Here is a 19,243-nt window from a genome sequence, read left to right as displayed (position 1 = left end):
CCGGGCTCGGTGCTCCGCCGACTCCTGGGCTGCGGCAGGATGGACATCACCTGGTGGGTACGCGTCACGGCGCGTCCCTACTGAAGACAACCGCTGGAGACGCCTGGTGAGTTCCCCAGATCCGCAGTTTTCGGATAAGCACAGCCGCGCGCCGCACGACGCCGAAAACCGCCCAGATTACGGTGACAGCGCTCACGGCGTTCGCCAGCCGCGTAACCCGGACGGCTCCCGGCGGCACGCCCCCGTGATCGCCGTGACCGGCGCCGCGTCGGGCGTCGGCGCGGCCCTGGTGGCCTCTCTGGCGGCCTCCGACGAGGTCAAGCAGGTCGTGGCCATCGACGAGCGGCGCGGCGACTGTGCGGCCGCACAGTGGCACGTCCTGGACGTCCGGGACCCCGCGATCGCCGAGAAGCTGCGCGGCGCGGACGTCGTGGTCCACCTGGCACTGGACCTGGACCTGGAGACGGACCCGGCCGCCCGGACCGCGTACAACGTGCGCGGGACCCAGACCGTGCTGACGGCCGCCGCGGCGGCCGGGGTGCACCGCGTCGTGCTGTGCACCTCGGCGATGGTCTACGGAGCGCTGCCGGACAACGACATCCCGCTGTCGGAGGACTCCGAGCTGCGGGCCACCGCCGAGGCGACCGGCGTCGGCGACCTGCTGGAGATCGAGCGGCTGGGCCGCCGGGCCCCGCGGGCCCACCCGGGCCTGAACGTGACGGTGGTCCGCCCGGCGGTCCTCGTCGGCGGCACGGACACCGCGCTCACCCGGTACTTCGAGTCCCCGCGCCTGCTGGTGGTGGCCGGGTCCCGGCCGACCTGGCAGTTCTGCCACGTGGAGGACCTGGTCAGCGCTCTGGAGTACGCGGCCCTGGAGAAGGTCGAGGGCGAGCTCGCCGTGGGCTGCGAGGGCTGGCTGGAGCAGGAGGAGGTCGAGGAGCTGAGCGGCATCCGCCGCATGGAGCTCCCCTCCGCGGTCGCGCTGGGCGCGGCGGCGCGGCTGCACCGGATCGGCCTGACCCCGTCCCCGGCCGGTGACCTCGCCTACACGATGCACCCGTGGGTGGTCAGCGTCAGCGGGCTGCACGCGGCGGGCTGGCGCCCCCGCTGGACCAACGAGGAGGTGCTCGCCGAGCTCCTCCAGGAGGTCGCCGGACGCCACACGGTCGCCGGCCGCCGACTGGGCCGCAAGGACGCCGCCACGGCCGCCGGCGCCGCCGGTGCGACGGTGGCCCTGCTGGGCGCGGCCGCCGCGGTCCGCCGGGCGCGCCGCCGCCGCGGCATCTGAGCGGCGGCCCCGCCCGGCCCCGCCCGGGGCCGGGCCGGTCTTTTCCGGCCGCCGCGGGGGCGGCGGAACCCGCCACCACCAGCCGTTTGCTGTAGGAGGCTCCCAATGAGGGCGGCGCCGGCCGGGTGATCACGCTATTCCGCGGGACCGGCGGCTAGGGCACGATGGACGCTATGGCACCGCACTTCGACCACCCCGGCGAGCAGGCCGCTCCGGACCCGATCCGGCTGCTCGAGATCCGTGACACCCCGCTCTCGATCGACGAGGTCTTCCAGGCCGTCGGCGACGACGCGACCGGCGGTACGACGCTCTTCGTCGGCACGGTGCGCGACCACGACGGCGGGGCGGACGTCGAGTCCCTCGGCTACTCCTGCCACCCGACGGCCCAGGCGGAGATGCGCCGCGTGGCCGAGCGCGTCGTGGCGAAGTACCCCGTCCGTGCGCTGGCCGCCGTCCACCGCGTGGGCGACCTGGCCGTGGGCGACCTGGCCGTCGTCGTCGCCGTCTCCTGCCCGCACCGGGGCGAGGCCTTCGAGGCCTGCCGGATGCTGATCGACGACCTGAAGCACGAGGTCCCGATCTGGAAGCACCAGACCTTCGCGGACGGTACCGAGGAGTGGGTCGGCGCCTGCTGACCCGCTTCCGCGCCTGCTGAACCCCCGCGTGCGAGTCACCCCCCGGAAGGGGGTAACCTCGCACCCGTTCGGCCGCGCAACACGCCCTCGATTTGCGTAACCCCTTTCCGGGCACGAGCGTTGAAGCCACCAACGACACGTACTTTCGGGGCAGGGAGGCACGCCCATGGCGTCACTGGCGTGGTTGCTGATTCCGCTGTTCGCGGCGGTCGGAGCGGCGATATGGGGCAGCTGGGCGGCACGCGACCGCACCCAGGGGGACATATCCGAGCTCGCGGGCTACGCAAGGTTCCGCGAAGCGATGGACAGGGCCGATCAGGGCAGGGCGAAGGCAGAGGCCCACTCCGGTTCCGACGCCGTCTGAGGCGTCCCGTGAGACGTCCCCCGGAGCACCGGGGGCGATGAGCCCGCCGGGTACGGCCCCCGTACGGACCGGCCCCAGGGGCCGCCCCACAAGGCCGTCCCGTACTGTCGGATCCATGCCACGCCGCACTGCGACGATGCTCGCTTCCACCCTGATGCTGTTCGCGCTGCTCTGCGCAGGGGTGTTCCTGAAGGTCCCGTATTCCGAGATGAGCCCGGGTCCGACCGTGAACACGCTCGGCGACTCGCACGGCGAGCCGGTACTGAACATCGCGGGGCGCAAGACGTACCCGACCAGCGGTCACCTGAACATGACGACGGTCCGCGTCACGGGCGCGGACTACGACATGAACCTGCTGGAAGCGGTGTACGGGTGGCTGGCCGGCGACAACATCGTCGTGCCGCACGAGAACCTCTACCCGGACGGCAAGACGGAAGAGCAGTCGACCCAGGAGAACGCCGAGGAGTTCAGCCAGTCGCAGCAGAGCGCCAAGGTGGCGGCCCTGCGGCAGCTCGGCATCCCGGTCACCGCGCGCGTGATCGTCGCCTCGGTGGTCAAGGCGGGCCCGGCCGACGGCCGGCTGCACGCCGGTGACGTGGTCCTGGCCGTGGACGGCACCCCGGTCACCGGCCCCGGGGACGTGGCCAAGCTCGTCACCAAGCACCAGCCCGGCGAGCCGGTCGAGTTCACCGTCGTCCCCGCCGCGGAGGCGGCCGAGGCGGCGAAGGCCCAGCGGGAGCCCACCGGATCCACCAAGGTCGTCGTCACGGCGGGCAAGGCGGAGGACGACGGTCACGCCATCGTCGGCATCCGGGCGGGCAACGACCACACCTTCCCGTTCACGATCGACATCAAGCTCGCCGACGTCGGCGGCCCGAGCGCCGGCCTGATGTTCGCCCTCGGCATCGTCGACAAGCTCACCCCCGAGGACCTGACCGGCGGCAAGTTCGTCGCGGGGACCGGAACCATCGACGACAAGGGCAAGGTCGGCCCGATCGGCGGCATCCAGATGAAGACCATCGGCGCCCGCCAGGCCGGCGCCGAGTACTTCCTGACGCCCGCCGAGAACTGCGCCGCCGCGGCCGCCGACGTGCCCGACGGCCTGACCCTGGTGAAGGTCTCCACCATCGAGGACGCGACGAAGGCGCTCGAAAAGATCGGCAAGGGGGACAAGGCCGGGCTGCCGCAGTGCAGCAGCAAGTCCTGACCTGCCGCCCCGCCCGCCCGCGCCCTGCCCCCGTCCAGCCCTACGAGAAGGTCGCGGCCAGTGCCTCGGCCAGCCCGGGCACCAGGCCGCCGCCGGTGAGGACCTCGGTCGAGGAGTCCTTCTCCCGCAGCCGTACGGCCGACTCCCGCGACCCGTCGCGCAGCACGGCCACCGTGAGGCGGACCTCCTGGCGCTCGGGGTGTGCGGCGACCCACTTGGCCAGCTGCTTGTCGGACAGGCCCTCCGGTACGGAGGCCTCCGCGGACGGCGGCAGCATCAGCCGCTCCACCGTCAGCGCGCAGCCGACGACCGCGTCGGGCCAGGCGATGGTGCCGAGGAACTTGTCGAGGGGGGTCCCGGCCGGGACCTCGTCCTGCTCGATCGGGGTGAGGGAGGACTTGCCGGCGTCGTCCTGGTCGAGGCCGAGCTGGCCCGCCAGCCGCGGCTCCTGCTTCTTGAGCCGGGCGGTGTCGACGAGGGCGAACAGCCGGGCGGGCTTGTCCCAGCCGAGGCCGGCCGCGTACTCGTCGATCTCGAGACAGGCACGGGTCAGCGGGCTGGCCGCCATCGGCGTGCCGGGGGAAGGCGAAAGGTTGGACATGGACAACATCCTGCCTCCTTTCCGCCGGATACCGGGAACTGACTAAAGCCTCAGTAAGTTGCATGAGTGGGCTCTACGATCGGGGGCCCGTTCATTACCAGACAGCGACTTTCGAGGTGCGCACCTTGGCTTTCCAGATGCCGGACCGCGGCGGAGGCCCTTCCGGGCCACGGATGAGAGTCGGCCGCCCGTCCCGGCGTGCCCGCACTCTCCTCATGACCTTGGGCGTGCTGGCCGTCCTGGCCATGCTCTTCATCATGTTCGCGGGCTTCTGGACCGACTGGCTCTGGTTCCGTTCCGTGAAGTACTCCTCCGTCTTCACCACCACCCTGTGGACCAAGATCGGGCTCTTCTCCGTCTTCGGCCTGCTGATGGCCGGAGCGGTCGGGCTGAACATCTGGCTGGCGCACCGGCTGCGGCCGCCGCTCAGCGCGATGTCGATGGAGCAGCAGAGCCTCGACCGGTACCGGATGAGCATCGCCCCGTACAAGAAGTGGCTGCTGCTGGGCATCGCCGTGCTGGTCGGCCTGATCGCGGGCGCCTCGGCGGCCGGTCAGTGGAAGACCTGGCTGCTGTACGTGAACGGGGTGGCCTTCGGGCAGAAGGACCCCCAGTTCCACATGGACGTGTCCTTCTACACCTTCGACCTGCCCTGGTACCGCTTCCTGCTCGGCTTCGGCTTCGCCGCGGTCGTGCTGTCGGTGATCGCCGCGGCCGTCGTGCACTACCTGTACGGCGGACTGCGCGTGACCAGCCCGGGCGCCCGGGCCACCGCCGCGGCGACCGGACACCTGTCGGTCCTGCTCGGCCTCTTCGTCACGCTCAAGGCGGTCGCCTACTGGCTCGACCGCTACGGCCTCGCGGTGAAGTCCAGCGACTTCAAGGCGGCGGACAACTGGACCGGCCTGCGCTACGTGGACGCGAACGCGTACCTGCCGGCCAAGACGATCCTCGTCGCGATCGCCGCGATCTGCGCCGTGCTGTTCTTCGCGACGCTGTGGCGCCGCACCTGGCAGCTGCCGGTGATCGGCTTCGGCCTGATGGTGCTCTCGGCGATCCTGATCGGCGGGCTGTACCCGGCGATCGTGCAGAAGTTCCAGGTCCAGCCGAACGAGCAGGCCAAGGAGTCCCCGTACGTCGACAAGAACATCAAGGCGACGCGTGACGCCTACGGGATCGCGGACACCAAGGTCGACGACTACGCGGGCGCCGCACCGGCGAACGCGGACAAGAACAAGCTGCGGGCCGATGCCAACAGCACGGCGAGCATCCGCCTCCTCGACCCGAACATCGTCTCCCCGGCCTTCCAGCAGCTCCAGCAGAACAAGGGCTACTACGGCTTCCCGCCCACCCTGGCGGTGGACCGGTACAACGGTCAGGACACGGTCATCGGTCTGCGCGAGCTGAACCTCGCGGGCATCCCGAAGAACAACTGGATCAACGACCACTTCCGCTACACGCACGGTTACGGCGTGGTCGCGGCCAAGGGCACCGAGGTCACCAAGGCCGGCGACCCGGTCTTCATCGAGTCGGACCTGCCGTCGAAGGGCGAGCTCGGCAAGTTCGAGCAGCAGATCTACTACGGCGAGCAGACGAAGCAGTACTCGATCGTCGGCGGTCCGCAGAAGGAGCTCGACTACTCCGACGACAAGGGCGAGAAGGAGACGAGCTACCAGGGCGGCTCCGGCGTCAGCCTGGACAACCCGGTCAACCGGGCGGCCTACGCGCTCACCTTCAGCGAGCCGCAGATCCTCTACTCCGGCGCCATCGGCGAGGGCTCGCGGATCCTGTACAACCGCACGCCCAAGGAGCGCGTCGAGGCCGTCGCCCCGTGGCTGACCATCGACGGGGCCCCGTACCCGGCGGTCGTGGACGGCCGGATCCAGTGGATCGTCGATGCCTACACGACCACGAACGGCTACCCGTACGCCTCGCGCACCACGCTCGGTGACACCACCGCGGACTCGCTGACCAACAGCCAGCGCGCGGTCGTGGCGCAGGAGAACCAGGTCAACTACATCCGCAACTCGGTGAAGGCCACCGTCGACGCATACGACGGCACGGTCAAGCTGTACCAGTGGGACACCGAGGACCCGGTCCTGAAGACCTGGATGAAGGCGTTCCCGGGCACGGTGAAGCCCAAGAGCGACATCTCCAAGCCGCTCATGGACCACCTCCGCTACCCGCAGGACCTCTTCAAGGTCCAGCGCGAGCTGCTGACCCGGTACCACGTCACGGACGCGCAGACCTTCCTCAGCGGCAGCGAGGCGTGGTCCGTCCCGGACGACCCGACCACCAAGGCGGGCAACGCGGTTCCCCCGTACTACCTGTCGATGAAGATGCCGGACCAGAAGGAGAAGGACCAGGTCTTCTCCCTGACCACCACCTTCACTCCGAACGGCCGCGACAACCTGAGCGCCTTCATGGCGGTCAACGCGGACCCGGGCACGGCGGACTACGGGAAGATCCGCGTCCTGAAGCTGCCGACGAGCAATCCGGTCGACGGTCCCAAGCTGGTCCAGAGCAAGTTCAACTCCAAGCCGGAGATCGCCCAGGAGATCAACATCCTGAGCCGGGGCGATTCCCAGGTCGAGTACGGCAACCTGCTCACGATCCCCCTCGACGGCGGCATGCTCAACGTCGAGCCGGTGTACGTGCGCGGCGGCGGCGTGAAGTACCCGCTGCTGCGCAAGGTGCTGGTGACCTACGGCGGCCAGGTGGCCTTCGAGGACACCCTGGAGAAGGCGCTGGACGTGGTCTTCGGAGCCTCGGCCCCGAGCACCCCGCCGCCGACGACGACCCCGCCGGGCGAGGGCACCACCACGCCCCCGCCGTCCAGCACCGACCCGACGGTCAAGGCGGCCCTCGGTGACGCGCAGAAGGCCGTCGAGGAGGCCGAGAAGGCCCGGCAGGCCGGAGACTGGGCGGCCTTCGGCAAGGCTCAGGAGGACATCAAGGCGGCGCTGAAGCGGGCGATCGACGCGGAGGCGAAGCTGACGCCGACGCCCAGCCCGGGCGGCTAGCGGCCCGTCGGCACCATCGGTAAGGGCTCCCTCTCGCGTCGTGATACTGTGGTTTCACCGACGCGGGGTGGAGCAGCTCGGTAGCTCGCTGGGCTCATAACCCAGAGGTCGCAGGTTCAAATCCTGTCCCCGCTACTGAAGATGAAGGCCCGGATCCATGGGATCCGGGCCTTCGTCATGTCCGGAGCGGACACGCGGTAGCTAGGGAGGGTGAGTTGGGGTAGGAGCGTGTTTGACTTGTCTCTCTGTGGGCATGTCGACAAAACGCTGTAGTGACCTCACTGACTGCGACATACCAGGTGTACGCGGGTAGCAGGTGATGCGACGATGGGATTTATGGGGGACAGGTCAACTCTGCTGGAGACAGGGCGGTTTGTGAGGGCGGAGGCGGAGCCGGGTACGGGCGCCGATGAGACGGCTCCCGTTGTCAACGCGCAGACCGTGCTGACCGATGCGGATTTCGCGCAGGAGATGTTCGCCGAGACCGATACGGCGAGCGATGCCGAGCTGGAGGCGCGCCACCGGGTGGCCGCCGACAAGGGCGACCCCGGTGCCATGAGCGTGCTCGGCGCGCTGCTGCTGCGTCGCGGCGACCTGGCCGGGGCCGAGCCCTACCTGCGCGGGGCCACCGGCGAAGGGGACCGTGCCGCCGCGAACAACCTCGGCGTGCTGCTGCACCAGCGGGGCTACCCCGACGAGGCCGCCGGCTGGTGGCGGGTCGCCGCCGTGGCCGGGTCCGCACCGGCCGCGCACGCCCTGGGCCGCCACTTCCGCGAGCGCGGGGACGAGCCCGCCGCCGAGTACTGGCTCCGCCAGGCGGCGGAATCCGGCCATGCGCTGGGTGCGTACGGGCTGGCCGACCTGCTGGAACACCGGGGTGACAAGGGCGTCGAGCGGTGGTTCCGCGCCGCCGCGGAGCAGGGGCACCGCGAAGCCGCGTACCGGCTGGCGCGGCACCTGCGCAAGGGCGACCCCGTCGAGGCCGAGCAGTGGTACCGGCAGGCCGCCGCCCGCGGGCACCGCCGGGCCGCGCTGCACCTGGGCGCCCTGCTGGAGGCGCGCGGGGAGCTCAAGGAGGCCGGACGCTGGTACCTGACCTCGGCCAAGCAGGGGGAGGCCCGCGCCGCGTGCGCGCTGGGCTTCCTGCTGCGCGACGCCGGGGACGAGGACAACGCGGCCGCGTGGTGGCACCGGGCCGCCCAGGACGGTGACGCGAACGCGGCCAACGCCCTGGGCGCGCTGCACGCCGCCCGCGGGGAGACCCAGACCGCCGAGCGCTGGTACCGCGCCGCTATGGACGCGGGCGACCAGAACGGGGCGTACAACCTTGCTCTGCTGTGCGTCGCACAGGAGCGGACCGCGCAGGCCGAGCAGTGGTACCGGCGCGCGGCCTATGCCGGGCACCGCGAGGCGGCCAACGCGCTCGCGATCCTGCTCCTCCAGGGCGGGGACGCGGCCGGCGCGGAGCCGTGGTTCTCCAAGGCCGCCGAGGCGGGCAGCGTGGACGCCGCCTTCAACCTCGGGATCCTCTTCGCCAGCCGCGACGAGGACCGGACGGCGCTGAAGTGGTACGAGCGGGCCGCATCGGCCGGCCACACGGACGCGGCGCTCCAGGTCGGGATCGCGCTCGTGCGCGACGGCGAGGAGCGGGCCGCCGAACGGCACCTGAGGTGCGCGGCGGGCGGCGGGAGCGCGGAGGCCGCGTTCCGCCTCGCCTCGCTGCTGGAGTCGCTGGCCCCGCCCGCGGAGCCGGTGGCGCTGGGCGAGCCGGTGGGCGGTGCCCCGCGGACCGAGAGCGAGGAGTGGTACGAGCGGGCGGCCGAGCTGGGACACCGGCGCGCGCAGGTCCGCGTCGGCATGCTGGCCGCCGCCCGGGGCGATCTGGCCCTCGCCGCGCGCTGGTACCGGGAGGCCGCGGAGGCCGGGTCCCGCAACGGCGCCTTCAACCTCGGGCTGCTGCTGGCCCGCGAGGGGAGCGAGCCCGAGGCGGCCCTGTGGTGGACCCGCGCGGCCGTGGCCGGTCACGGGCGGGCGGCCCTGCGGCTGGGACTGCTCGCGGCGCGCCACGGCGACCTCGCGGAGGGCCAGAAGTGGTGCGTGCGGGCCATGGAGCTCGGCCCGGCGGAGGTCTCCGAGCGAGCGGCCCGGCTGCGCGAGGCCCTGGCCGAGGAACTGTCGGCCTGATCCCGGCGCAGGGCCGCCGGGACCTGGCCGTTAACCGATTTGCATCTGCCGCGGACCCTCACGTACAGTCGGGTTTACCGACGCGGGGTGGAGCAGCTCGGTAGCTCGCTGGGCTCATAACCCAGAGGTCGCAGGTTCAAATCCTGTCCCCGCTACTGAAGGCCCGAGGCCCGGATCCCATGGATCCGGGCCTCGAGTCGTTTGCAGTGCCGAAACGGTGAAGTGCCGGGACGGGGCGGAAGAAGACGGAAGAAGGCCGGGAGCCATGGCTCCCGGCCTTCTCTGTATGTCTCAGGGTGCCTCAGGCGGCTGCGCAGTTCGGGCAGACCCCGCGGTAGGTCACCTCGACCGCCGAGACCACGAAGCCGAAGCGTTCGGTGTCGGGCAGGTCGGCCAGCGGGTTGCCCGCCGGGTGGACGTCGCGGATCGCGCCGCACTGGGCGCACACCAGGTGCTGGTGGGGCCTGTGGGCGTTCGGGTCGTACCGCTTGGCGCGGCGGTCCGTGGACACCTCCAGGACCTCGCCGAGGGTGACGAGCTCGCCCAGGGTGTTGTAGACGGTCGCGCGGGAGATCTCCGGCAGTTTGGCCACAGCGCGCGCGTGCACCTCGTCTGCCGTCAGGTGAACGTGGTCACCGTCGAGCACCTCGGCCACGACACGCCGCTGTGCGGTCATGCGCCATCCGCGTCCGCGAAGTCGTTCCAGCAGGTCACTCATGGACGCCAGCCTAACAGCGTGGGGACTCGGTGTAACTCCCGAACCGGTGTCGAATTGGATGACCACTTGACTTAGACAAAGTCCATCGTAGGATCGGATACGGCACTGGCCAAGGACAGGACATGCAGGAATGACGCAGGAGGCGCACGTGACGCAGGGACCGCTCACCACGGAGGCCGGAGCTCCGGTCGCTGACAACCAGAACAGCGAGACCGCCGGCCTCGGCGGCCCGGTTCTGGTCCAGGACCAGCTCCTCCTCGAGAAGCTCGCCCACTTCAACCGTGAGCGCATCCCGGAGCGCGTGGTGCACGCCCGTGGCGCCGGCGCCTACGGCACGTTCACGCTGACGCGCGACGTCTCGCAGTGGACGCGCGCCGCGTTCCTGTCCGAGGTCGGCAAGCAGACCGAAACGTTCCTGCGCTTCTCCACCGTTGCGGGCAACCTCGGCAGCGCCGACGCGGTCCGCGACCCCCGCGGCTGGGCCCTGAAGTTCTACACCGAAGAGGGCAACTACGACCTCGTCGGCAACAACACCCCGGTGTTCTTCATCAAGGACGCCATCAAGTTCCCGGACTTCATCCACACCCAGAAGCGCGACCCGTACACGGGCTCGCAGGAAGCCGACAACGTGTGGGACTTCTGGGGCCTGAGCCCCGAGTCGACCCACCAGGTGACCTGGCTCTTCGGTGACCGCGGCATCCCGGCGACCTACCGCCACATGAACGGCTACGGCTCGCACACGTTCCAGTGGAACAACGAGGCCGGCGAGGTCTTCTGGGTCAAGTACCACTTCAAGACCGACCAGGGCATCAAGAACCTCACCCAGGCCGAGGCCAACCAGCTCGCCGGTGAGGACCCCGACTCCCACCAGCGCGACCTGCGCGAGTCCATCGAGCGCGGCGAGTTCCCGAGCTGGACCGTGCAGGTGCAGATCATGCCGGCGGCCGAGGCGGCCGAGTACCGCTTCAACCCGTTCGACCTCACCAAGGTGTGGCCGCACGAGGACTACCCGCCGATCGAGATCGGCAAGCTGGAGCTCAACCGGAACCCGGAGAACGTCTTCGCCGAGGTCGAGCAGAGCATCTTCAGCCCCGCGCACTTCGTCCCCGGCATCGGTCCGTCCCCGGACAAGATGCTCCAGGGCCGTCTCTTCGGCTACGGCGACGCCCACCGCTACCGCGTCGGCATCAACGCCGACCACCTGCCGGTGAACCGTCCGCACGCCACCGAGGCGCGCACCAACTCCCGCGACGGCTACCTGTACGACGGGCGCCACAAGGGTGCGAAGAACTACGAGCCGAACAGCTTCGGCGGCCCGCACCAGACGGACCGCCCGCTGTGGGTCTCCACCCCGGTGACCGGCGGCACCGGCAACCACGCCGCGCCGGTCCACAGCGAGGACAACGACTTCGTCCAGGCGGGCAACCTCTACCGCCTGTACTCCGAGGACGAGAAGTCCCGTCTGATCGAGAACCTGTCCGGCTTCATCGCCAAGGTCTCCCGTGACGACATAGTCGAGCGCGCGATCAACAACTTCCGCCAGGCGGACGGTGACTTCGGCAAGCGGCTGGAGGCCGCGGTCCAGGCCCTCCGCGGCTGATCCGGACTGCTTGCCGTAGCAGGACGACGGGCCGCAACCCTCCTCGGAGGGTTGCGGCCCGTCGTCGTGCGCGCCCTGCGCCCGGGGCTCAGGCCGATACGGTGCGCCGTGCCGGGACCCAGCAGCGGATGATGTCGCGTACGGAGACGATGCCCACCGGGCCCCCGTGCTCCAGCACGATCAGATGCCGGAAACCGCCGTGGGCCATGGCCTCGGCGGCGTCCTGCAAGGTGGCGTCCGGCGTGCAGAACACCACGTTGTTGGTCGTGTGCGCGCCCACGGACTCCCGGTCCGGGTCGTGGCCCGCGCCGATCGAGTTGAGGATGTCGCGCTCGGTCAGGATGCCGATCCCGCTGTGGTCGGGGTCGAGGACGACGGCTGCGCCGACGCGCCGGCCGGACATCAGGCAGGCCGCCTGCCGGAGGGTGTGCGCGGGTCCGAGGGTGAGGATCACGGTGCTCATGGCGTCACGGACGAGCATGAAGAGAGCCACCTCCTGGGTGAGTCCCGCCGCTTGGGTGGGTGCACTTGAGAAGACGTTCACAAGCGCACAAGCGGGGGGATCCTCAGATTCCCACGGACGCGGGGGGCCAGCAAGGAGCGCGTAAGGGGGCGCATCCGCCGCACCGGGCACGGCAGCGCACCCCGGCCACCGTCAGGCGCGCGGGCGCAGGTGCTCCAGCATCTCCTCGTGCAGCAGCCCGTTCGACGCCGCCGCGTTCCCGCCGTGCACCCCGTCCACCCCGTCCAGGCTGGTGAAACGGCCGCCCGCCTCCTGCACCACGACCGCGATGGCAGCCATGTCCCACAGGTTCAGCTCCGGCTCGGCGCACAGGTCCAGGGAGCCCTCCGCCACCATCATGTACGGCCAGAAGTCGCCGTAGCCGCGGGTGCGCCAGCACGCACGGGTCAGGTCCAGGAAGCCGGCCAGCCGGCCCTGCTCCTCCCAGCCGCCCAGCGAGGAATAGGCGAACGAGGCGTCTCCCAGCCCCGCCACCTTGGACACGCCGATCTCCGTGGTCGCACCGAGCGCCCCGCCCGCGTACGCGCCCCCGCCCCGGGTGGCCCACCAGCGGCGGCCGAGGGCCGGCGCCGACACCACACCGACGACGGGCTCGAAGACCCCGTCCGGGCCCTCGGCCATCAGGGAGATGAGCGTCGCCCAGACGGGGACCCCGCGCACGTAGTTCTTCGTGCCGTCGATCGGGTCCACCACCCAGCGGCGCGGACCGCTGCCCTTGAGCCCGTACTCCTCGCCCAGGATCGCGTCACCGGGGCGCGCGGCCTCGATCCCGGCGCGGACCGCCTCCTCGGCGGCCTTGTCCGCCTCGCTCACCGGAGTCATGTCCGGCTTCGTCTCGACCACCAGGTCGAGGGCGCGGAACCGCTGCATCGTGACGGCGTCGGCCGCGTCGGCGAGTTCGAGGGCAAGGCGCAGATCATCGTCATATGCGGGCATAGCCGAACACTATCGAGACTCCCGCACCCCCTACCAGTGCGGTCCACAGTGCGGCCGGAACGCGCCCCTCACCGACGGATGCGCCCTTGACAGGATCTGGCGCCCCGTCAACTCTGGCGGGAGGAGCCCAGCGGCCAGGCCAGTGGGGAGGCGACGATGCCGGAAGCCCGGGAGTCCTTGCTGGAAGCGGCCGCAGCCGCGCTGACCGCCCGCCCCTGGCCCGCGGTGCGGATGGTCGAGGTCGCGGCGGCCGCCGGGGTGTCCCGCCAGACCCTCTACAACGAGTTCGGCGGCAAGGCGGGCCTCGGCCGGGCCCTGGTCCGGCGCGAGGCCGACCGGTACCTCGACGGGGTGGACCGCGCCCTGGGCAGCCCGGCCACGACCGCCGAGCGGCTCCTGGCCGTCGCCGAATGGACCGTACGCGCGGCCCGCGCGCAGCCCCTCGTACGGGCCCTGCTCACCGGGGCCTGGAACACCGCCCTGCCCGCCCCGGGCCCGTCCGCGCGGCCGGGCGGCGGCCCGCAGGGGCCCGGGCAGCTGGCCCGCGAGGTACGGGACCGGGCGGCCGCGGCCCTGACGCCGGGGGAGGGGCCGCAGCGGTGCGAACTCGCCGTCCGGCTCGCGCTCTCCTACGTGATAGCCCCGCCGGAGGGCCCCGCCGGGCCCGCGCTCGCCGAGCTGCTGCGGCCGTTCAGTGCGCGGAGCCGGACAGCTGGAGCCCGATGACCCCCAGGATGACCAGCGAGATGGACACGAGCTTGAGGGTGGAGACGAGGTCCCCGAGGAAGACCATGCCGTAGATCGCCGTCCCGGCCGCCCCGATGCCCGTCCACACTGCGTACGCGGGACCCACGTCCAGCTTCTTGAGCGCCAGGGTCAGCAGGCCGAAGCTGCCGAGGGCGAAGCACGCGAAGGCGATGGTCGGCCACAGCCGGGTGAAGCCGTGGGACAGCTTGAGGCAGACCGCGAAGCCGGTCTCCAGGATTCCCGCGACCACGACGAGCAGCCACGCCATGTCGAATGCCTCCCCGCGTCACGTGACACGGTCTGGGCCCGACGTCCGGCCTGAACCTGCGCGCCACTTGGTGCGACTATCCATTTACCAGCCGCGGCCCTCCGCAAACCCCGCGGTGCGGCGCCGGACGGGTCAGTCGCCCTCGCGGCGTTCGCGCGTCTGGAGCAGCCGCCGCAGCGAGTACAGCCGCGCCGGGTCCGCGTGGCCGTCCTCCACCCACGCGTCGAGCGCACAGTCCGTCTCGTCGTGGCTGCACGCGCGCGGGCAGCCCTCCGTGCCCGGCACCAGGTCGGGGAAGGCCAGGATCACCCGGGAGGGATCCACGTGGTGCAGCCCGAAGGAGCGCACGCCCGGGGTGTCGATGACCCAGCCGTCGCCGCCCGGCAGCGGCAGGGCCAGCGCCGAGGTGGTGGTGTGCCGGCCGCGGCCGGTCACCGCGTTGACGTGACCGGTGGCGCGCTGGCGGCCCTCGGCGACCAGCGAGTTGACCAGGGTGGTCTTGCCCACGCCCGAGTGGCCCACGAAGGCGGTGATCCGGCCGTTCAGCCGCTCCCGCACCCGGTCGGCGGCGTCGCCCGTCGCGAGTTCCTCGCGGTTGGTGACGACGTAGTTCAGGCCGAAGGTGGAGTAGATCTCCAGGATCTTGTCGGCGGAGGTCAGATCGGACTTGGTGAGCACCAGCAGCGGCTCCAGCCCGGCGTCGTACGCCGCCACCAGGCAGCGGTCGATCATCCGGGGCCGGGGCTCCGGGTCCGCCAGGGCCGTGACGATGGCCAGCTGGTCGGCGTTGGCGACGACCACGCGCTCGTACGGGTCGTCGTCGTCGGCGGTGCGCCGCAGGACGGACTTGCGCTCCTCGATCCGTACGATCCGGGCCAGGGTGTCCTTCTTGCCGGAGAGGTCGCCGACGATCCAGACCTGGTCACCGACCACCGCCGCCTTGCGGCCCAGCTCCCTGGACTTCATGGCGTGCACCGTGCGGTCCCCGACCAGGCAGGTCAGCCGGCCCCGGTCGACGGTGAGGACGAAGCCCTCGGAGGCGTCCTCGTGCTTGGGCCGGATGTTCGTCCGCGGCCGGTTGCCCTTGGGGTTGGGCCGCTGGCGGATGTCGTCCTCGTCGGTGTGCTTGCCGTACCTGCGCATGACGGGCCCTACGCTCCCGCACCCGCTACGGGGGCCGCCGCGGGCCCGCCGTCCCCGGCGAGCATGTCCGTCCACATCGCCGGGAAGTCCGGGAGGGTCTTCGCGGTGGTCGCCACGTTCTCGATCATCACGTCCTGCACCGCCAGGCCGATCACCGCGCCCGCGGTGGCCATCCGGTGGTCGTCGTACGTGTGGAAGGTGCCGCCGTGCAGCGGGCGCGGCCGGATGTGCAGACCGTCCGCGGTCTCGGTGACGTCGCCGCCGAGCGCGTTGATCTCCCGGGTCAGGGCGGCCAGCCGGTCCGTCTCGTGCAGCCGCAGGTGCGCGACCCCGCGCAGGACGGACTCCGAATCGGCCAGCGCCGCGACCGCGGCGATGCCCGGGGTGAGCTCGCCGACCTCGCTCAGGTCCACGTCGATGCCGTGGATCTTGCCGGTGCCGGTGAAGACCAGGCCGTCGTCGGTCAGCTCGCAGGAGCCGCCCATCTCGGTGAAGATCCGGCGCAGCGCGTCACCGGGCTGGGTGGTGCGGCGCGGCCAGTCCGGGATGGTGACCGTACCGCCGGTGATCAGGGCGGCGGCCATGAAGGGCTGGGCGTTGGAGAGATCCGGCTCCACCACCATGTCGCGGCCCAGCAGCGCGCCGGGGGCGACCCGCCACACGTCCTTCTCGCCGCCCGCCTCGGGGGTGTCCACCTGGGCGCCCGCCGCGCGCAGCATCTCCACCGTCATCCGGATGTGCGGCATCGAGGGCAGGTTGCCGCCCACGTGCCGGACCTCGACGCCCTGGTTGAAGCGCGGGGCGGAGAGCAGCAGCGCGGAGACGAACTGCGAGGAGTTGGAGGCGTCGATCTCGACCGTGCCGCCCTCCAGGGCCCCGCCGCCCTGGACGGTCAGCGGCAGCGCGCCGCGGCCGTCGTCGTCGATCCGGGCGCCGAGGGTGCGCAGCGCGGTGATGACCTGGCCCAGCGGGCGCTCGTAGGACCGCGGGTCGCCGTCGAAGCGGATGTCGCCGTCGGCGAGGGTGGCGACGGGCGGCAGGAAGCGCATGACCGTGCCCGCGTTGCCGACGTCCACGGTCGTCGGGCCGTGCAGGGCGGCGGGGATGACCCGCCAGGCCTCACCGCTCGCGCCCTCGCCCGCGGAGCTGGAGGAGACGGTCTCCTCGATGCCCACGCCCATCGCGCGCAGCGCGTCCGACATCAGCTGGGAGTCGCGCGAGCGCAGCGGACGGCGCACCCAGCCCGGCTCCGAGGCCAGGGCGGCCAGGACGAGCGCGCGGTTGGTGACCGACTTGGAACCCGGCACGGTGACGGTGGCGTGGACGGCGGTGTCGGCGGTCGGGGCGGGCCAGAGGACGGGGAGCGCGGGGGTCTCGGTCATGGCCCCCACTTTAGTGGCTTCCCATGGCCACAGATCTTGATCGCGGCCCCGTCTCAGAAGCCGAGCAGCCAGCGCCCGCCGCCGATCAGGGAGCACAGTGCGACGACGTGGAAGAGGATCAGCCACACCACCGGGTGGACGTGCGTGAGACGTCCCAGCTGGTCGGCGTCGGAATCAGGAGCCCCGCCGTGCCGCCGCTTGGCCTGGAGCTCGAAGACCGGCCGGACCCCGCCGAGCAGCAGGAACCACACCACCGCGTACGCGAACACGGCCTGTACCTCGGCCGGCGCCAGCCAGGAGACCAGCAGGAAGGTTCCGCCGGTCAGGACCACGGTGAGGGCGCCGTAGGCGTTGCGGATCATCACCAGCATCACCAGCAGCAGGGCGGTCGCCGCCCACAGGAGCAGGGTGATCCGGTGCGCCGACAGCAGCGCCGCCCCGCCCAGCCCCAGCAGCGAGGGCGCGGTGTACCCGGCGGCGGCGGTCAGGATCATCCCGGGCCCGGTGGGGCGTCCGCGGCTGACGGTGACCCCGCTGGTGTCGGAGTGCAGCCGTATCCCGTCCAGGCGCCGGCCGGTCAGCAGCGCCAGCAGACCGTGCCCGCCCTCGTGCGCGATGGTCACGGCGTTGCGCGAGATCCGCCACAGCGGGCGGGGCCCCACGGCAGCCAGCGCGACCAGCGCGGTCGCGATCACCAGCCACTGCTCGGGGGCCGTCTGTATGCCCGTGAGCCGGTCCCACAGGCCGGCCGTCGTGCTGTCCATGAAGTGGCGGACTCCTTGCGGTGGTGGTCGGGTGCCATGGCAGTGTGGCAGTCATGTGCGGAAGGTATGCGGCGAGCCGTAAGCCCGAGGACCTGGTGGAGGCCTTCGGCATCGAGCGGTGGGAGCCTGAGGAGTCCCTGGCCCCCGACTGGAACGTGGCGCCGACGAAAGAGGTCCACGTCGTCCTCGACCGTCCCTTGAAGGACGCCCGGGACCCGCGTCCGGTTCGCCAGTTGCGCGTCCTGCGGTGGGGGCTCGTGCCCTCCTGGGCGCAGAACCCCGACGGCGCCGCCCGGATGATCAACGCCCGGTCCGAGACCCTCGCGGAGAAGCCCTCCTTCCGCCGGCCCTTCGCGCAGCGCCGCTGCATCGTCCCCGCCGACGGCTACTACGAGTGGGTCACCGCCCACGACGAGCGGCAGCTGGAGGTCGAGGGGAAGAAGAAGCGGGCCCGCAAGCAGCCGTACTTCGTGCTCCCCTCGGACGGCTCCGTCTTCGCGATGGCCGGGATATACGAGTTCTGGCGCGACCGGACCCTGCCCGACGCGCACCCGCTCGCCTGGCGGGTCACCTGCTCGGTGATCACCACCGAGGCCGAGACCGGGCCGCTGGGCGTGGCCCCCGCCGAGGGCCCGCGCTCGCTCTCCGAGATCCACCCCCGGATGCCCCTGATGCTCACCCCGGACCGCTGGGACGCCTGGCTGGATCCGGCGGACACCGACACCGAGGGCTCGCTGCGGGACCTGCTGGCGCCGCCGCCGGGCGGGCTGATGCGCGCCTACCCGGTGTCCACCGCGGTGAGCAGCGTGCGCAACAACGGGCCGGAGCTGCTGGAGGAACTCGCCGCGCCGGAGGAGGGCACCCTCTTCTGACCGGCAGGGACGGCACGATGGGGGGCATGACCACGCGTACCGAGAGCGTCGACACCCCGGCGGGCGAGGCCCGCATCACCTGGCACCCGGCCCCCGGGGCCCGCCTCGTCCTCGCCGTGAGCCACGGCGCCGGCGGCGGCATCGAGGCACGTGACCTGACGGCCCTGGCGGCGGCCCTGCCGCCCCTGGGGATCACCGTGGCCCTGGTGGAGCAGCCCTGGCGGGTGGCGGGAAAGAAGGTCGCCGCCGCGCCCAAGGTGCTGGACGAGGGCTGGCGCGGGCTGTGGCCGGCGCTGGTGGAGCCCGGGCTGCCGGTGGTCGCGGGCGGGCGCAGCGCCGGGGCCCGGGTGGCCTGCCGGACCGCCGTCGAGCTGGACGCGGCCGGGGTACTGGCGCTGGCCTTCCCCCTGCACCCGCCGGGCCGGCCGGAGAGCTCCCGGGCGGGCGAGCTGACCGGGGCCGGGCGGCCCACCCTCGTGGTCCAGGGCGGACGGGACCCCTTCGGGCGTCCGGAGGAGTTCCCCGAGGGCGCGCACACGCTGGTGGAGATCCCCTTCGGGGACCACGGCTTCGCGTTGCCGAAGCGGGCGGACCTGACCCAGGAGGAGGCCCTCGACATGATCACCGCGGCGGTCGGCGGCTGGCTCACGGGCCTGGCGGCCTGACGCCCGGCGCCCGCCACCGCACGGGGCCGCCACCGCACGGGGCCGCCACCGCACGGGGCCGGGACGAGGTCCGCATGACGGCCGCATGAAGGACGCATGAAGCCGCACGGGTCAGCAGCCGCCGTGCACCCCGCCCGCCGAGGCTTCCCGCCCCGGGCGGGCGTACGCGGCCCGGGCGGGCGTACGCGGCCCGGCGGGAGCCGGGAACCCGTCCCCCACACGGGAATGTGCCGCGCGGCCCTTCTGTTGTCCCGGATGTCGGTACGTACGGGAAATCGTCGGAGGAGAGGGAGCGCATGACCCAGGTCATCAGCCACAACCGT

Annotated in this window: 18 protein-coding genes and 2 tRNA genes; 12 read left to right on the top strand and 8 right to left on the bottom strand. The window is 71.9% G+C overall.

The features are described from left to right. Positions 1-106: 106 nt before the first annotated feature. From IO30_RS0120075 to IO30_RS0120060, 4 genes are all read left to right on the top strand, one after another. Entirely contained in the window at positions 107-1,288 is a 1,182-nt protein-coding gene (locus IO30_RS0120075) for an SDR family oxidoreductase (protein WP_031144901.1), read from the top strand. Positions 1,289-1,461: 173 nt separating this feature from the next. Further along, on the top strand, positions 1,462-1,923 hold the full coding sequence (locus IO30_RS0120070) for a molybdenum cofactor biosynthesis protein MoaE (protein ID WP_031144900.1): 462 nt from the start codon (positions 1,462-1,464) through the stop codon (positions 1,921-1,923). 166 nt (positions 1,924-2,089) lie between these two features. Further along, on the top strand, positions 2,090-2,287 hold the full coding sequence (locus tag IO30_RS0120065) for a hypothetical protein (RefSeq protein WP_031144898.1): 198 nt from the start codon (positions 2,090-2,092) through the stop codon (positions 2,285-2,287). 115 nt (positions 2,288-2,402) lie between these two features. After that, positions 2,403-3,494, top strand: coding sequence for a YlbL family protein (locus IO30_RS0120060; protein WP_031144897.1), 1,092 nt, complete (start codon positions 2,403-2,405; stop codon positions 3,492-3,494). A 40-nt stretch (positions 3,495-3,534) separates the two neighbouring features. Here the strand turns inward: IO30_RS0120060 and IO30_RS0120055 are convergent, their stop codons facing one another. Then, positions 3,535-4,104, bottom strand: a complete 570-nt coding sequence (locus IO30_RS0120055) for a PPA1309 family protein (protein WP_199920969.1) — start codon at positions 4,102-4,104, stop codon at positions 3,535-3,537. A 128-nt stretch (positions 4,105-4,232) separates the two neighbouring features. Between IO30_RS0120055 and IO30_RS0120050 the strand changes: the two genes are divergently transcribed. The 4 genes from IO30_RS0120050 (at position 4,233) to IO30_RS0120035 (ending at position 9,457) form a co-directional block, all read left to right on the top strand. After that, positions 4,233-7,118, top strand: a complete 2,886-nt coding sequence (locus tag IO30_RS0120050; protein WP_078903703.1) for a UPF0182 family membrane protein — start codon at positions 4,233-4,235, stop codon at positions 7,116-7,118. Between the two features lie 61 nt (positions 7,119-7,179). Next, positions 7,180-7,253 (top strand) — tRNA-Met (locus IO30_RS0120045). 201 nt (positions 7,254-7,454) lie between these two features. Then, positions 7,455-9,302, top strand: a complete 1,848-nt coding sequence (locus IO30_RS0120040; RefSeq protein ID WP_031144893.1) for a tetratricopeptide repeat protein — start codon at positions 7,455-7,457, stop codon at positions 9,300-9,302. An 81-nt stretch (positions 9,303-9,383) separates the two neighbouring features. Then, positions 9,384-9,457, top strand: a tRNA-Met gene (locus tag IO30_RS0120035). Between the two features lie 146 nt (positions 9,458-9,603). Here the strand turns inward: IO30_RS0120035 and IO30_RS0120030 are convergent. Further along, entirely contained in the window at positions 9,604-10,020 is a 417-nt protein-coding gene (locus tag IO30_RS0120030) for a Fur family transcriptional regulator (RefSeq protein ID WP_031144892.1), read from the bottom strand. A 130-nt stretch (positions 10,021-10,150) separates the two neighbouring features. Between IO30_RS0120030 and IO30_RS0120025 the strand changes: the two genes are divergently transcribed. Then, positions 10,151-11,620, top strand: coding sequence for a catalase (locus IO30_RS0120025; RefSeq protein ID WP_031144891.1), 1,470 nt, complete (start codon positions 10,151-10,153; stop codon positions 11,618-11,620). An 88-nt stretch (positions 11,621-11,708) separates the two neighbouring features. Here the strand turns inward: IO30_RS0120025 and IO30_RS0120020 are convergent, their stop codons facing one another. Both IO30_RS0120020 and hisN read right to left on the bottom strand, forming a co-directional pair. Beyond that, positions 11,709-12,101, bottom strand: a complete 393-nt coding sequence (locus tag IO30_RS0120020; protein ID WP_031144889.1) for a CBS domain-containing protein — start codon at positions 12,099-12,101, stop codon at positions 11,709-11,711. Positions 12,102-12,275: 174 nt separating this feature from the next. After that, positions 12,276-13,079, bottom strand: coding sequence for a histidinol-phosphatase (gene hisN / locus IO30_RS0120015; protein ID WP_031144888.1), 804 nt, complete (start codon positions 13,077-13,079; stop codon positions 12,276-12,278). 156 nt (positions 13,080-13,235) lie between these two features. On the opposite strand from hisN, the gene IO30_RS0120010 reads away from it, so the two are divergent. Then, positions 13,236-13,805: a TetR/AcrR family transcriptional regulator gene (locus tag IO30_RS0120010; protein ID WP_031144887.1), complete on the top strand. Its 570-nt coding sequence runs from the start codon at positions 13,236-13,238 to the stop codon at positions 13,803-13,805. On the opposite strand, the gene IO30_RS0120005 is transcribed toward IO30_RS0120010, so the two are convergent. The 4 genes from IO30_RS0120005 to IO30_RS0119990 form a co-directional block, all read right to left on the bottom strand. Beyond that, positions 13,771-14,094 (bottom strand): DMT family transporter, encoded by a 324-nt coding sequence (locus IO30_RS0120005; protein WP_030225858.1) that lies wholly within the window; start codon positions 14,092-14,094, stop codon positions 13,771-13,773. The two genes, IO30_RS0120010 and IO30_RS0120005, sit on opposite strands and share 35 nt — an antisense overlap. 132 nt (positions 14,095-14,226) lie before the next feature. Then, positions 14,227-15,237: a ribosome small subunit-dependent GTPase A gene (gene rsgA / locus IO30_RS0120000; protein ID WP_031144886.1), complete on the bottom strand. Its 1,011-nt coding sequence runs from the start codon at positions 15,235-15,237 to the stop codon at positions 14,227-14,229. Positions 15,238-15,245: 8 nt separating this feature from the next. After that, positions 15,246-16,619 (bottom strand): 3-phosphoshikimate 1-carboxyvinyltransferase, encoded by a 1,374-nt coding sequence (aroA, locus tag IO30_RS0119995; protein ID WP_031152346.1) that lies wholly within the window; start codon positions 16,617-16,619, stop codon positions 15,246-15,248. Between the two features lie 53 nt (positions 16,620-16,672). Continuing rightward, complete coding sequence (locus IO30_RS0119990) at positions 16,673-17,383, bottom strand: M50 family metallopeptidase (protein ID WP_031144883.1); 711 nt, start codon at positions 17,381-17,383, stop codon at positions 16,673-16,675. A 53-nt stretch (positions 17,384-17,436) separates the two neighbouring features. Here IO30_RS0119990 and IO30_RS0119985 point away from each other — a divergent pair, with 53 nt between their 5' ends. Beyond that, a complete protein-coding gene (locus IO30_RS0119985) occupies positions 17,437-18,255 on the top strand; it encodes an SOS response-associated peptidase (RefSeq protein ID WP_031144881.1) in 819 nt (272 codons plus the stop codon). Between the two features lie 26 nt (positions 18,256-18,281). Continuing rightward, entirely contained in the window at positions 18,282-18,920 is a 639-nt protein-coding gene (locus IO30_RS0119980; protein WP_031144880.1) for an alpha/beta hydrolase family protein, read from the top strand. Positions 18,921-19,243 lie beyond the last annotated feature (323 nt).

The sequence above is a fragment of the Streptomyces xanthophaeus genome (assembly GCF_000725805.1).
Classification (GTDB): domain Bacteria; phylum Actinomycetota; class Actinomycetes; order Streptomycetales; family Streptomycetaceae; genus Streptomyces; species Streptomyces xanthophaeus.
The sequence above is the reverse complement of the archived record's forward strand: the minus strand, read 5'-3'. Positions and strand labels throughout refer to the sequence as shown.